The sequence below is a fragment of the Streptosporangium sp. NPDC002607 genome (genome assembly GCF_053592655.1).
This window is the reverse complement of the sequence record NZ_JBSFWD010000015.1, coordinates 139,496-152,221: the sequence shown is the minus strand read 5'-3', so window position 1 is coordinate 152,221 and position 12,726 is coordinate 139,496. Positions and strand designations below refer to the sequence as shown.

Below are 12,726 nucleotides of genomic sequence, written 5' to 3'. Positions count from 1 at the left end.
GCTGGCGTCGACCGCACTGACCACGCTCTGAATCCCGGTACGGGTCGTCGGTCAGCCGCGTGTGTCGAGCGGGACGTGCACCGAGAGGTGCGCGGACAGGGCGCGGAGGAAGTCCGGGGCGTCGAAGACCGCGCCCGCGGAGGCGACGCCGATGGTCCTGGTCCGACCGGTGAGGATGCGGTCGACGGCCTCCACCGCGAGCGGCGCGCTGATGGCGTAGATGTCCTGACCGGCGGCGGCCACGCGGCGTTCCGCGCCGCCCGAGCGGACCAGGACGTCGACGACGAAGGTCTGCGCGGATCGGCCGAGCTCGTCGACGGCGGCCGGTGCCGAGGCCTCAGGAGCGGACAGGTCCGCGGCCGCCTTGGCGGTCATGTAGGTGCGTACCTCCGGAACGGCCAGGTGACTGGGAACGGTGACGACGTCGGCCATGGTGAACTCTCCGATGACGCTCTGGGGGCCGAGCGGAGCCGGGAAGGGCCACTCCAGGGTCGGCAGAGCGTCGTCGTGGTGTTCCAGCCGTCCGCCGGTGTAGCGGACACGGCGGCCACCCCGCCGCTGCCCCGAGACCGCGCCCGAAGCGAGTGTTCCGGCCGTGGGGTGCCAACTGCTCAGGCCGTAGGCGATGTGTGCCTCGTCCGCCGCCGTCCAGGCGCCCATCGCGGTGGTGACCAGCAGGTCGCCGAGGCCGCCGTAGAAGGCCATCGCCGGGACCACCACGGTGCCCGCGGCGCGGGCACGCTCCGCGAAGTGCGTGAACGTGTCAAGGTTCGCCTCGATCTCGGCCGCCACGTCGACATATGGGATGCCGGCCCGCAGCGCCGCCTCGACCAGCGGGGCGGCGGTCGTGGCGAAGGGCCCGGCGCAGTTGATCACGGCGGCCGCGCCGTTCAGCGCGCGGTCGAGCGAGGCCGGATCGTCGACCGACGCCTGCCGCGCCTCAAGCCCCGGCTGGGCCTGCACCAGCGCCAGTAGCTTGTCCTGGTCGCGACCGAGGAGCAGCGGGACGTATCCGCGCTCGCGCAACTCCGTGACCACGAACCGCCCGGTGTGCCCGTAGGCGCCGAACACCGCCACGTTCCGTCCCGATTCCATGCCTGCTCCCATGTGCTCGAAGTGATCCACTGCGGAAATCCTGTCCCCATCGGCCTATCGGGGCCAGTGTCCGGAACGACATGACCCGTACAATTCCCGACATGAGTCCTGTTCCGCGCTCCGTCGCGGTCGCCGCTACCGACGGGATGCTGCACTTCGAGCTGGCCCTGGCCTACGAGGTGTTCGGCTCCGCCCCGGCCGCCCTGCCAGGCCCCTGGTACGACGTCAGGGTGTGCGGCACGCACGCCGCCCGGGTCGGCCGGTTCCTGCTGGAGCCGGACTGCGGGCTCGACCGGCTGGCGCACGCCGACACCGTGATCGTCCCCGCCCTGGCGGACGTCGACGAGGACCCGCCGGCCGACCTGGTCGAGGCGGTGCGCGCGGCCCACGAGTCGGGCGCGCGGGTGGTCTCCCTGTGCACGGGCGTGTTCGTGCTCGCCGCCGCCGGCCTGCTGGACGGGCTGCGCGCCACCACGCACTGGGCCCACACCGAGGAACTGGCGGCGCGCTATCCGCGGGTGCAGGTCGACCCGGATGTGCTCTACGTCGACAACGGCAGCGTGCTCACGTCCGCGGGCAAGGCCGCGGCGATGGACCTGTGCCTGCATCTGGTCCGCCGCGACCACGGCCCGGCGGTCGCCAACGTGGTCGCCCGCCGCCTGGTCGTGCCGCCTCACCGGGCCGGTGGCCAGGCTCAGTTCGTCACCACACCGGTGCCCGCCCAGGACGGCCATCCCCTGGCCGAGCTGCTCACCTGGGTGATGCGGCGGCTGGACCAGCCGCTCACCGTGGAGGACCTGGCCCGCCAGGCGAACATGAGCTCGCGCCACCTGGCCCGCCACTTCCGCTCGGTAACCGGCACCACCCCGCTGCAGTGGCTGCTGACGCAGCGGATCCGCCGCGCGCAGGAACTGCTGGAGGCCACGGACGACAGCGTCGAGGCCATCGCCTCGGCCGCGGGCATGGGCACGGCGACGACACTGCGCCGCCACTTCCACCGCACGATCGGCGTACCGCCGGACGCCTACCGCCGGACCTTCCGAGCGTGAGGCCTATGGTCCTCGGCGTACCGCCACGTCCCAACACGACCGAGGTCCTCAGGAGGAGCGTCCCGCGTAGTAGCGCCGCGACTTGTCGCGGCTGCCACAGGTGGTCATGCTGCACCACCGGCGGCGACGATTCTTGCTGACGTCCAGGAACAACCAGCAGCACGACGGACACTCACCGAGCCGATCCAGTGGCCCGTGGGTGAGTAGCTCGACCGCCGAAGCCGCGACCTCCCAGAGCAGGATTCGCGCCGTACGCGGACCACCCCACGAGAACCGGAAGTTCCCGCCGGCCTCCTCCAGCCGGCCATGGGCAATGCCGTCACCGTGCAGCGCGACGACGACATCAAGATCTGGCTGCGGCGCCGGACCCCCCTGCGCAAGCGGCTGAAACACCCGGAACACCGCCTCACGCAGCTCGCGGGCATCCGGCAGGGCCGCTGCGAGCCCGTCCGGTTCCTCGATCGGATGCCCCGCCGCCGCGGCCCAGGTCACAGCCTCCTCCGGGGTACCCAGCCAGTCTCGCCGAGCCACCGGACGAGCGTTGACCGTGTTGGCGAAGTCCAGGCACAGCACGTTCCCAACCAACTCGATGGCAGTCACGGCATCGAGTATCTCACCGATCAAACCCTATTGACAGGTTAGGCGGTACGGGCCACGCTATGACCGATCAAATGTATTTGAAGGGTAAGAAATGCGCCTCCTCCCCCCGTCGCTGGGCCGGCCGTTCAACGCGCTGTGGTTCGGCACCGGTGCCGCGAACCTCGGCGACGGCATGGCGCTGTTCGTCCTGCCACTGCTCGCCATCGCCGCCGACGCCTCGCCCGGCGGGGTGGCGGCCGTGACGGTGGCGCTCACCCTGGCATGGCCGGTCTTCGGCCTGCACGCCGGCTGGATCGTCGACCGGGTCGACCGCCGGATGCTGCTGAGCGGCGTCAACCTGGTCCGCGCGCTGGTGCTGTCCGGCCTCACCATCAGCCACCTCACCGGCACCCTGTCGCTGCCGCTGCTCCTTGCCGCGGCGGTGCTGCTCGGCGTGGCCGAGACGCTGGTCGACACCGCGCTGACCTCGACTATCCCCATGGTCGTCGAGCCTGCCGGTCGCAACAGAGCCAACGCGCGCATCGAGGCGACCATCAACGTCACCAACGAACTCGCCGGCCCACCGCTCGCGGGCCTGCTGGCAGGCCTCACCCTCGCCCTGGCCACCGGTGCGAGCGCGGCCCTCTACGTCCTGGCCGTCGCAGGCCTCGCCATGATGGCCCTGCGCCGGGCGCCTGCCGAGGCCCGGACCGCGACCGCGGGGGGCGGCAACGTGGTCGCCGGCTTCCGGTACCTGTGGCGGCAGCCGGTGGTGCGAACGCTGACCCTCTTCACCGCCGTGATGAACATCCCCTGGGCGGTCGCGACGGCCCTGCTCGTCGTGTACGCCGTCAGCCCCGGCCCGCTCGATCTCACCACAGCCCAGTACGGCCTGGTGCTGACGGCGATGGCCGTGGGCGGGCTGCTCGCGGCGGCGGTGGTGGAGCCGTTGCGGCGCCGGTTCGGGGTGACCAGGCTGCTGATCGCCGACGCCGCCGGGACCGTTCTGCTGGTGGCGCCGGTGGCGCTGGGCGGGCCGGTGTGGACCGTGGCCGCCGGGGCAGTGATCGCTGGGGCCGGATCGAGCATCTGGCGCATCCTGGTGGCCACGATCCGGCAGAACCTGTCGCCGCCGGAGTTGCTGGGGCGTATCTACGCCGCGTCTCGGGTGCTCAGTTGGGGGGTGATTCCGGCCAGCGCGGCGCTGGCCGGAGTCACGGCGGAGCTATGGGGGGTACGGGTGGTGTTCGTCCTGGCCACGGGGCTCGCCGTCGTCGTGCTGGGCGTCTTTGTGCCGTACGCGCTCCGTACGGATCTGTCTGCGGCCATCGAGCCGAAAGTGGACCATCAGCCCGTCGCGTGAGCACGGTCGACGGCACTTGGCGCAGGCTCCCACCCTTTGCCGGGCTTGGTGGTGATCAGGTGGAACGGGTCGTCAGGCAGTCGCTCGCGCGTATCGGCCGGCGAGACGGCGCAGGTGTGCGAGGAGTTCCGGTGGCCCGGTGACGCGGAAATCCTCGCCGAGCAGGCCCAGGTAGACGCCGAGGGTCTCGACCGTGTCCGCGCCGGTGTGCAGAACGCAGGTGCGTTCGTCGATGCGTTCGACCGTTCCGGCCGCCGGGCTGATCCGATCGGCGACGACATCCGCGGCTTCTTCCGCCGGCTCCGCTGACCTCGGCCGACGCGAGGAGTTGACCGTCGAGGGCGGCGGCCTGCTGGACCTGCTCGCTCCCAAGGCGTCACCCGAGATCCGCTTCACCGCCCCAGGTCACCGCCACGGCGTGTAGCGACTCATCACGGACGCACTGCCGGCTCAGCGGACGTTCTGGCTCCGCCGCTCCCCGCGGGCCGACAGCAGCCGGCGCAGCACGGTCGGAGTGTGTCCCAGATGCTCGCGGACAGTACGGGTCAGGTGCGCTTGATCGGCGAAACCAAGGTCGGCGGCCAGGTCGGCGAGACCGCGTTCGCCCCGCGTGAGCCGGTCCATGGCCTGGCCGACGCGCACGCGGTTGCGGTAGCGGGTCAGTGACACGCCCATCTCCTGGGAGAAAACCCGGCTCAGCCGGTACGGCGAGACCTTCAGGAGCCCGGCCAGCGAGCACAGCGCCACCGCCTCCGGCGCCCCCTGGAGGATCGCCTCGCGGGCCACCGCGACCAGCGTCCGGTCGGCGGGCTTCAGCCGCTCGACCGGCCGGTCGAGCGGCCATCGCGACGAGACGGAGCAACTCCTCCGTGAGCGCGTAGTCGACGTCACCACCGGCGGCGGCCAGCAGCAGCCGACGGTGAGTGAGATCGACACGCGCGTCCACGTACACCGTCGTCCCGACTGAAAGTCCTTCCCAGAGCCAGGGCACGAAGCTCACCGAGGTGCAGACGTCACCACCGGCGGGGTGTGCGAACCGTTCCTCCTCACCCGGGGCGCCCAGGTAGGCGGTCGTCGGATCCAGATCGGCACTGCTTCCATCGGCCCACCGCCGGAACCTGCCGTGCCGTACGAGCACCATGCGATGGTCATCACGTGCCTCCGGCGCCGACCATCGGGTGTGGTCGGCACGGCAGCCCACCGTGGTCACGGTGAACTCCGGCCGGGCGGCGAGGGTCACGGCTGACAGCACGCCGCAGACACTACGCCGGGGGTACGACGAAACGATCCGCAAAGATCTTCAAGACCTCTCGGCGCGTGGGAGCGGATGCTGGACGGGCACCCGACGACACCAAGGAGTCATCGACATGGCCGTTAGCGCGAAGCTCACCGCGATCATCATCGACTGCGCCGCGCCGAAGGAACTCGCCGAGTTCTACCGGCACCTCACCGGATGGGAGATCACCCACAACGACGACGACTACGCCTACCTGGGCGACGGCCCGATCCAGCTCGCCTTCCAGCGGGTCACCGGCTACCGGGGACCGGGCTGGCCCGACCCCGCCAAGCATGCCCACCTCGACTTCCAGGTCGCCGATCTGGAAACCGCGACCGAGGACCTGCTCGCACTCGGCGCGACCAAGCCCGGCTTCCAGCCCGGCGAAGACCAATGGATCATCCTGGCCGACCCCGAAGGCCACCTGTTCTGCATCACCACGGCCTGACCGGGAGTACCGAATACTCCACGATGCTCAGGGGCCCACGGTGGGAGAGGTCGCTCCCGAACATCAAGAAATGAAGCCGGGCCTACTGTGCCTGTACCACCGGCGGGCCCTCGCTCGCCTGGACGAGGACGAATCCCTGGCCCTGGAAGGCGAGTTGCATGGCCTCGCCACTGCCACGACCGATCAGCGCGCCGACCTTCATGGTTCGGTTGACGCCCACGTGTAGGCCGGCACTCCAGCAGACCGCGGACTGACCGTCGGCGAAGGTCGGCATCTGGGAGGTATCGAGGAGCACCGGCGTGCCGTGCGCGGTGACCGCGACCCAGCCGGTGCCCTTGATCGTCATGTTGAACAGGCCGCCCGCGGCGATCCCCGCGCCCTGCACGCGCTGGATGTCCCAGGTGAGCTGGGGATCGAAGGCCAGCAGGTTGCGGCCGTTGACGGTGAGAGCTTCGTTCTCCAGGTAGAACAGGTGGATGTCGTCGGCGTTGTCGGCCAGGAACAGCAGGCCCTGCCCCCTGACCCGCATCAGCGGGGCGCCCTCGCCGGTCACCATCTTCTTGAACAGTTTCCCGACCCCGCCCGATCCCTCGTAGTCGAACTCCATCTGGCCCTGGAAGGCGACCATCGAGCCCTGCCTGGCGAGCACCTCGTGCGGTAGCCGGACGCGAAGCATCTTGGGGTTCTGCAGGGCGAAGTTGGCGGGAACCTGCTGGGAGTCCAGGTTCCCGAAGAGCGCGCTGCGCATGAGGCTCCCTTTGATGGGGGTAGTCGACATGGGTAGTGACGAACGAGGACGGCACTCCGGTTCCCGTGGCCTGGTCGTACTCCCACGCTCGACGACCCGGCGGTGGCGGTCCGACCTCTGACCGGACTCGATTCCCCGGCGGGCGATGCGGGGGGCCGAGCATGCCGTCAGCGAAGCTGCAGCCGGTTGCGCAGGAAACGACGCTCGGCGTCGGTGGGGGCGAGGTCGAGCGCCGCGCGGTAGCTGTCGGTCGCCTCCTGCGTGCGGCCGGCGCGTCGCAGCAGGTCGGCGCGGGTGGCGTGCAACAGGTAGTAGTCGTTGAGCTGTCCGGTCTCGGTGATCGCGTCGACCAGTGGTAGCGCCGCCTCGGGACCGTTGGCCATGCCGATCGCTACGGCACGGTTCAGATCCACGATCGGGCTTGGTGCGATGCGCGCGAGCTGTGTGTACAGCCCGACGATCTGTGGCCAGTCCGTCTGGGCCGCGACCGGCGCGGTCGCGTGGCACGCCGCGATGGCCGCCTGGAGCTGGAACGGCCCGGCGCGGCGCCGGCGTAGTGCCTGTTCGCAGATCGTGGCACCCTCCGCGATTTGCGCCTGATCCCACAGCGAGCGGTCCTGCTCGGCCAGGGTGACCAGCTCGCCGGCCGCGTCCACGCGCGCCGGCCGCCGGGCATCGTGCAGCAACAGCAGCGCGAGCATGCCATGAGCTTCGGGCTCGTCGGGCATCAACACCGTCACCACCCGCGCGAGACGGATGGCTTCCCGGCACAGTCGGGCCTTCTGCGGGTCTCCGTATCCTTCGTTGAACAGCAGATAGAGCACGTGGAGTACGGCGGGAAGGCGGTCTGGTAACAGGTGCGCGGGCGGCACCCGAAACGGGATGCCCGCGTGCGCGACCTTCTGTTTCGCTCGAAAGAGGCGCTGACCCATGGTGCGCTCCGGCACCAGGAACGCACGCGCGATCTCGACGGTGCTCATGCCGGCCAGGCTCCGCAGGGTCAACGCCACCTGGGCGTCGAGGCTCAGCGACGGATGGCAGCAGGTGAACATGAGCTCCAGGCGCTCGTCGGGGATCTCGCTGTCGCTCAGGTAGGGCGACGGCTCCAGGTCCATCGCGGCCACCTCCCGTAGCTTCGCCGCCTCGGTCGACGCGCGACGCATCCGGTCGATCGCGCGGTGGCGTGCCGTGGTGGTCAGCCATGCCAGCGGCTGGTCCGGTACGCCTGATTCCGGCCACCTTTGGAGTGCCTTCGCGAACGCGTCCTGCGTACACTCTTCGGCCAGGTCCCAGTCGCCGCCGGTGAACCGGATCATGGTGGCCACGATCCGGCTCCACCCGTCGGCGTAGATCCCGGCGATCCGGTCCTCCATCTGACCTGTCACCGGCGTCGTCCGTCTTGGCCGCTAGTCCTCGTCGTCCGGCCAGAACGGACGCAGCTCGATCATCCCGGCCCAGGCCATCGGGTGCCTGGACGCGACGTCGACGGCCTCGTCGAGGTCGGCGCACTCGAGGATGTCGAAGCCGGCTATCTGGTCCTTGGTCTCCGCGTACGGGCCGTCGGTCAGCAGCACCTCACCGTTGCGGACGCGAACCGTGGTCGCGTCGCTCGCCGGCCGGGTGCGGTTGCCCATCAGCCGGATCCCCTTGCCGTCCATCTCCTTGACCCAGTCCTCCACATCCGGGGCGCCGTCGTCCTGGCCGGGCGAGTAGCTCGGGTCGGTGCACACCAGCATCAGGTACTTCATCGGGCTGCTCCTGTCGCGGAATCGGTGGTGGTCATGGATGACGAACAGGCAGGGCCCGCTACTACAGGTTCACATCAAGTTTTTTTGCGCAGCCGGGCAGTCGGAACAGCCGCAATCGAAGGCTCGGGTCGGAGAGAGTCAACGAACGCTTCGGCTTTGGGCTGACTCGTTTTCTCTCTGTTCCGTACTCGGACGAGGCTGGTGCTCCGGCGGGATGCGGTAGACGGACACGTGGGAACGCGACTCGGCGGTGAAGTCGGCCCCGGCCCAGTCCGCATGCCTGGTCTCCAGCTCGAACCCGGCCAACTGAGCCATGAGGTCGAGCTCGGCCGGCCAGATGTAGCGGTGCGGGCTGCGGAACAGCTGAGCCTGCCTGCTCTCATCGAACCTGAAGTGGTGCGAAACGACGTGCTGGCGCAGAACGTCGTAGGTGTCCAAGCCGATGTAGCCGGGCTCGGAATGCCACACCGTGGCCTGCTGACCCGGTGGGAGCTTGCGCAGCTCAGGCACCCAGAGCTCGATCACGAAGCGGCCGCCGGGTATGAGGTGGCGGGCGGCATTGCGGAAGCACGCGACCTGCTCGGCTTGGGTGAGCAGGTTCGAAATCGTGTTGTAGACGAGGTAGACGAGCGTGTATTCGCCCGGGGCGACGGCAGTCGCCATGTCGCCGACGACTACTGGGATCGTCGCTTCGTCCACTTTAGTGCGCAGCTGGTCGATCATCGGAGATGACAGCTCGATGCCGGTGACGGGCACCCCTCGCTCGGTGAGCGGGACGGCCACCCGGCCGGTTCCGATGGCGAATTCGAGCGCCTGTCCGTCGCCTGCGAGTTCGGAGAGGCGGTCCACGGTCGGCCCCAGGACCTTGGGCGCGAACATGCCGGTGCCCGGCGTGTCATAGCGCCGGGCGGTGTCGACGTCCCAGAGCTCCTCCTGTTGCATGCCTCCAACGATCGCCATGGGTATAGGCATTGTCCAATGATTTTGTGACCCTACGGGTCGCGAACGTACGCGAGCCGCTGCGTGCCCGGATCCTGTCAAGCATTCAGCCGGGACACGAAGCCGGCTTCAGTTGGATCGCGGCGGGTTCACGAGGCCTTGCGAAGGCCGGCGAACTGCAGGCCGGCGAAGCCGGCGACCACTACCGCCTGTACGATCACCAGCGCGGTGCCCAGGCCGGTCAGCGGGAACCAGCCGGCGATGAGCAGTTCCGCGCTCGCGGCCACCCAGGCGATGTTGACGGCCATCACGACGCCCACGGCGGCCTTGCTCACCGTCGGCCGCGAGGCGAGGACGAGCAGGCCGGCCGCGAAAGCGACCAGGAACGCGCCGATCGGGTAGAGGAAGGCGGCGGGGAGGCCGAACATCTCGCCGAAGATCGCCGCGACGACGACGTAGACGACTCCGTTGGCGCCCGTGCCCACCGCGTCCTGCCTGAGGGCGAAGCGGAGCAGCTTGGCGTCGGTGGTCTTGACGGTGCCGGCGATGGTAGCCATTTCGAGGATCCCTTCGTGGTGCTGACGTGCGTGTGATCACGAAGTTACGCAGGTCCGCGCCACCCCGAATCAGTCATCGTGACGGTAGGTTCCTGACCGTGCTGTACGGGCGATCCAGTGAACAAACGGACATCGAACGGCTCCTGGCGGAGGCCAGGGCCGGCCAGAGCGGGGCCCTTGTCATTCGGGGTCAGGCGGGGATCGGTAAGTCGGCGCTGCTGCGCTATGCCGCCACGCGAGCGGAAGGCATGCGAGTGCTGCGCGGTGTCGGCATCGAATCCGAGGCCGAGTTGCCCTTCGCCGCGCTTCATCTGCTCCTTCGCACCGGGCTCGACCGGATCCGCGCACTGCCCGATGCGCAGGCCGCCGCACTCAGCGGGGCCCTGGGCCTGGGCGACATCGCGCCGGAAAACCGGTTCCTGGTCGGGCTGGCCACACTGAGTCTTCTCTCCGAACTCGCGGGGGATGGCGCGCTGCTCTGCCTCATCGACGACGCGCAGTGGTTCGACCGGGCGTCCATCGACGCGCTGGTGTTCGCCGCCCGCCGCCTTGAGGCCGAAGGTGTCGTTATGATCTTCGCCGCCCGCGCGGGTTTCCACGCCGCGGGGCTGCCCGAGCTCCGGCTGGGTGGGTTGGACGGTGCGGCCGCCGCCGCCCTGCTCCCCGCCGATCTGCCACCGCAGGTGCGAGAACGCCTCATCGAGGAATCGGACGGCAACCCCCTGGCGCTTGTCGAACTGCCTGCCGCGCTCACCGCGGAACAGCGGGCGGGGCGATTGTCGCCGGTGGGTGCGATGCCCGTCGCCGATCGAGTCCGGGAGGCGTTCCAAAAACAGATAGCCGCGCTTCCCGAGCCGGCGCGGGCCGCGTTGCTGATCGCGGCGGCGGACGGCTCCGGCGAGCTTGAGACGGTGGCGGCCGCGGGCGCCTCCCTGCAGGGCCTTGAGTCAGCCGAGCGGAGCCGCCTGATCGAGATAAGGGGGACGACCATCGGCTTCCGTCATCCCCTGATCAGGTCGGCCGCCTACCAGAGCGCGCCGGTCACTCGGCGCCTTGCCGTACATCGGGCCCTCGCCGACGCCCTCACCGGCTCGGCCGCCGTGGACGCGGCCGACCGGCGGGCGTGGCACCTGGCCGCCGCCGTGCTCGGATCTGACGAGGGAGTCGCACGGGAGCTGGGGGAAGCGGCGGAACGGGCACGTACCCGCAGCGGCTACGCCGCGAGCGCGGCCGCCTACGAGCGAGCCGCCGAGCTCACCGCCGATCCGGTACGACGATCCGGACGGCTGGCCGCCGCCTCGCTGGCGGCGAGTGACGCCGGGCTGATGGGCCGCGCCGCCGCGCTCGCCGACAGCGTCACGTCCGATGTGGCCGACCCTGACGTGATCACCGCGCTGATCCAGGTGCGTGCCCATCGCGAATTCGAGCTGGGCACACCGCTCGCAGCGGGCCGGATCATCCTGGACGGCGTTCCCCGGGTGGCGGCTCGCTCCTCGGAGTGGGCCACCTGGCTACTGGTGGAGACCGTCCGCTGCGCCTGGTTCGCCGGTGACGCGCGGCTGGCCGAGGAGGCGGCCGCGAGCCTCCGCGCGCTTCCCGAGACCGGCTCGCCACTGGTCAGCGGGGCGCTCGGGCTGACCTGCCTGCTGAGCGGTGACATCGAAGAGGGGATCAGGCTCATGGGCGAGGCGGTCGACGGACACGCGCTCGCCGGACTGGGGGTGCCCGGGCTGACCTTCACCGCCTCTCTGTGCCTTCCGCTGGGCCGTGCCGTCCACTACGAGGAGATCACCGGCCAGATCGTGGTGGAGTGCCAGAGGAGCGGAATGATCGGCTGGCTCGCCTTCGCGTTCCAGGATCATGGCCTCGCGCAGGGGTGGCTCTGCCGGTACGGCGAGGCCAGGGCGGCCCTGGACGCAGGGCTGCGACTGGCGGTGGACCTGGGCCATGAGCACCGGGTCAGTCACCTCATGTGCTCTCTCGGATGGGTGCTCGCCCACCAAGGGGATGTGGAGAGGTGCCGAGCGACCGCCGAGGAGGGCATCGCGAGGGCCGACGGCCAAGGACAGGCCCTTGCCGCGGCCATCGGACGCTGGGCACTCGGCCTGCTCGAACTCGGCCTGGGCCGCCCGGACGCCGCCCTCCGGCAGTTGGAGGCCATCTCGCTGACGGGCATCGCCGTCCTCTCCGCCGCCGACCAGGTCGAGGCGGCCGTTCGTGCCGGTCGGCCGGAGCGGGCGAAGGAGCCACTCGCCCGATATCTGGCCTGGGCGCGGCACGTCCGTCAGCCGTCACCCGACGCGATCGCGCTGCGCTGCCGTGCCCTCGTCGAGGGGGACGAGGCGCACTTCGCGTATGCCGTGCGCTGCCATGAGGCAGCCGGTCAGCCGTACGAGCAGGCGAGGACGCGACTCGCCTACGGCGAGTGGCTACGACGGGCACGGCGGCGAGCGGATGCCCGGTCGCAACTGCGCGGCGCACTGGAGATCTTCGACCGGCTCGGCGCGGAGCCGTGGGCCGAGCGCGCCCGGGCGGAGCTGCGCGCGACCGGAGACGTTCCGGCGGCGCCGCGCAAGGCCGACGACCCGCTCAGCGTGCTCACCCCCAGGGAGCGCCAGATCGTACGGCTGGCGGCCAACGGCGCCTCCAACCGCGACATCGCCGCCCAGCTTTTCCTCAGCCCGCGGACCGTCGGCTATCACCTCTACAAGGCGTTCCCCAAGCTGGGTATCACCTCCCGGTCCCAGCTGGCAGCCGTCGCCCGGTCCTCACGGGGGCCCGACTGATCGTCCACCCGGATGTGCGGTCGAACCATGTGCGGTGACGGCCCGGCCTGTCCAGCTCCGATGATCAGGGTTCCTCGCCCGCCTCGTCGATCTCATCGCCGAGGCGGGCGAGGACGCCGGACGTGGCGGTGCGGTTCG

Annotated in this window: 13 protein-coding genes; 4 read left to right on the top strand and 9 right to left on the bottom strand. The window is 70.2% G+C overall.

Annotated elements, in window-relative coordinates; all coding sequences use genetic code 11:
* Positions 1-51: 51 nt before the first annotated feature.
* Positions 52-1,095 carry a saccharopine dehydrogenase family protein gene (locus ACWD3H_RS19350; RefSeq protein WP_451955927.1) on the bottom strand — a complete coding sequence of 348 codons (1,044 nt, stop codon included), beginning with the start codon at positions 1,093-1,095 and terminating at the stop codon, positions 52-54.
* Positions 1,096-1,196: 101 nt separating this feature from the next.
* Here ACWD3H_RS19350 and ACWD3H_RS19345 point away from each other — a divergent pair, with 101 nt between their 5' ends.
* A complete protein-coding gene (locus ACWD3H_RS19345) occupies positions 1,197-2,144 on the top strand; it encodes a helix-turn-helix domain-containing protein (protein WP_451955926.1) in 948 nt (315 codons plus the stop codon).
* A 48-nt stretch (positions 2,145-2,192) separates the two neighbouring features.
* On the opposite strand, the gene ACWD3H_RS19340 is transcribed toward ACWD3H_RS19345, so the two are convergent.
* Positions 2,193-2,744: a CGNR zinc finger domain-containing protein gene (locus ACWD3H_RS19340; RefSeq protein WP_451955925.1), complete on the bottom strand. Its 552-nt coding sequence runs from the start codon at positions 2,742-2,744 to the stop codon at positions 2,193-2,195.
* A 91-nt stretch (positions 2,745-2,835) separates the two neighbouring features.
* Here ACWD3H_RS19340 and ACWD3H_RS19335 point away from each other — a divergent pair, with 91 nt between their 5' ends.
* Positions 2,836-4,086, top strand: a complete 1,251-nt coding sequence (locus ACWD3H_RS19335; RefSeq protein WP_451955924.1) for an MFS transporter — start codon at positions 2,836-2,838, stop codon at positions 4,084-4,086.
* Between the two features lie 72 nt (positions 4,087-4,158).
* Here ACWD3H_RS19335 and ACWD3H_RS19330 read toward each other — a convergent pair whose 3' ends face one another.
* Positions 4,159-4,482 (bottom strand): hypothetical protein, encoded by a 324-nt coding sequence (locus tag ACWD3H_RS19330; protein ID WP_451955923.1) that lies wholly within the window; start codon positions 4,480-4,482, stop codon positions 4,159-4,161.
* Between the two features lie 54 nt (positions 4,483-4,536).
* On the bottom strand, positions 4,537-5,022 hold the full coding sequence (locus tag ACWD3H_RS19325; protein ID WP_451955922.1) for a helix-turn-helix domain-containing protein: 486 nt from the start codon (positions 5,020-5,022) through the stop codon (positions 4,537-4,539).
* Between the two features lie 431 nt (positions 5,023-5,453).
* Here ACWD3H_RS19325 and ACWD3H_RS19320 point away from each other — a divergent pair, with 431 nt between their 5' ends.
* The gene (locus tag ACWD3H_RS19320) at positions 5,454-5,810 is read left to right on the top strand and encodes a VOC family protein (protein WP_451955921.1); all 357 of its coding nucleotides are present in this window, start codon (positions 5,454-5,456) and stop codon (positions 5,808-5,810) included.
* A gap of 82 nt (positions 5,811-5,892) precedes the next feature.
* On the opposite strand, the gene ACWD3H_RS19315 is transcribed toward ACWD3H_RS19320, so the two are convergent.
* The 5 genes from ACWD3H_RS19315 to ACWD3H_RS19295 all read right to left on the bottom strand — a co-directional run bounded on the left by ACWD3H_RS19315 (position 5,893) and on the right by ACWD3H_RS19295 (position 9,802).
* Positions 5,893-6,558, bottom strand: coding sequence for an AIM24 family protein (locus ACWD3H_RS19315; protein WP_355561613.1), 666 nt, complete (start codon positions 6,556-6,558; stop codon positions 5,893-5,895).
* Between the two features lie 167 nt (positions 6,559-6,725).
* The gene (locus ACWD3H_RS19310; RefSeq protein ID WP_451955920.1) at positions 6,726-7,931 is read right to left on the bottom strand and encodes an RNA polymerase sigma factor; all 1,206 of its coding nucleotides are present in this window, start codon (positions 7,929-7,931) and stop codon (positions 6,726-6,728) included.
* Between the two features lie 33 nt (positions 7,932-7,964).
* Positions 7,965-8,306, bottom strand: a complete 342-nt coding sequence (locus ACWD3H_RS19305; RefSeq protein WP_350913895.1) for a YciI family protein — start codon at positions 8,304-8,306, stop codon at positions 7,965-7,967.
* Between the two features lie 138 nt (positions 8,307-8,444).
* Positions 8,445-9,266: a class I SAM-dependent methyltransferase gene (locus ACWD3H_RS19300; RefSeq protein ID WP_451955919.1), complete on the bottom strand. Its 822-nt coding sequence runs from the start codon at positions 9,264-9,266 to the stop codon at positions 8,445-8,447.
* Positions 9,267-9,394: 128 nt separating this feature from the next.
* Positions 9,395-9,802: a hypothetical protein gene (locus tag ACWD3H_RS19295; RefSeq protein WP_451955918.1), complete on the bottom strand. Its 408-nt coding sequence runs from the start codon at positions 9,800-9,802 to the stop codon at positions 9,395-9,397.
* 98 nt (positions 9,803-9,900) lie between these two features.
* Between ACWD3H_RS19295 and ACWD3H_RS19290 the strand changes: the two genes are divergently transcribed.
* The gene (locus ACWD3H_RS19290) at positions 9,901-12,588 is read left to right on the top strand and encodes an AAA family ATPase (protein WP_451955917.1); all 2,688 of its coding nucleotides are present in this window, start codon (positions 9,901-9,903) and stop codon (positions 12,586-12,588) included.
* Positions 12,589-12,726 lie beyond the last annotated feature (138 nt).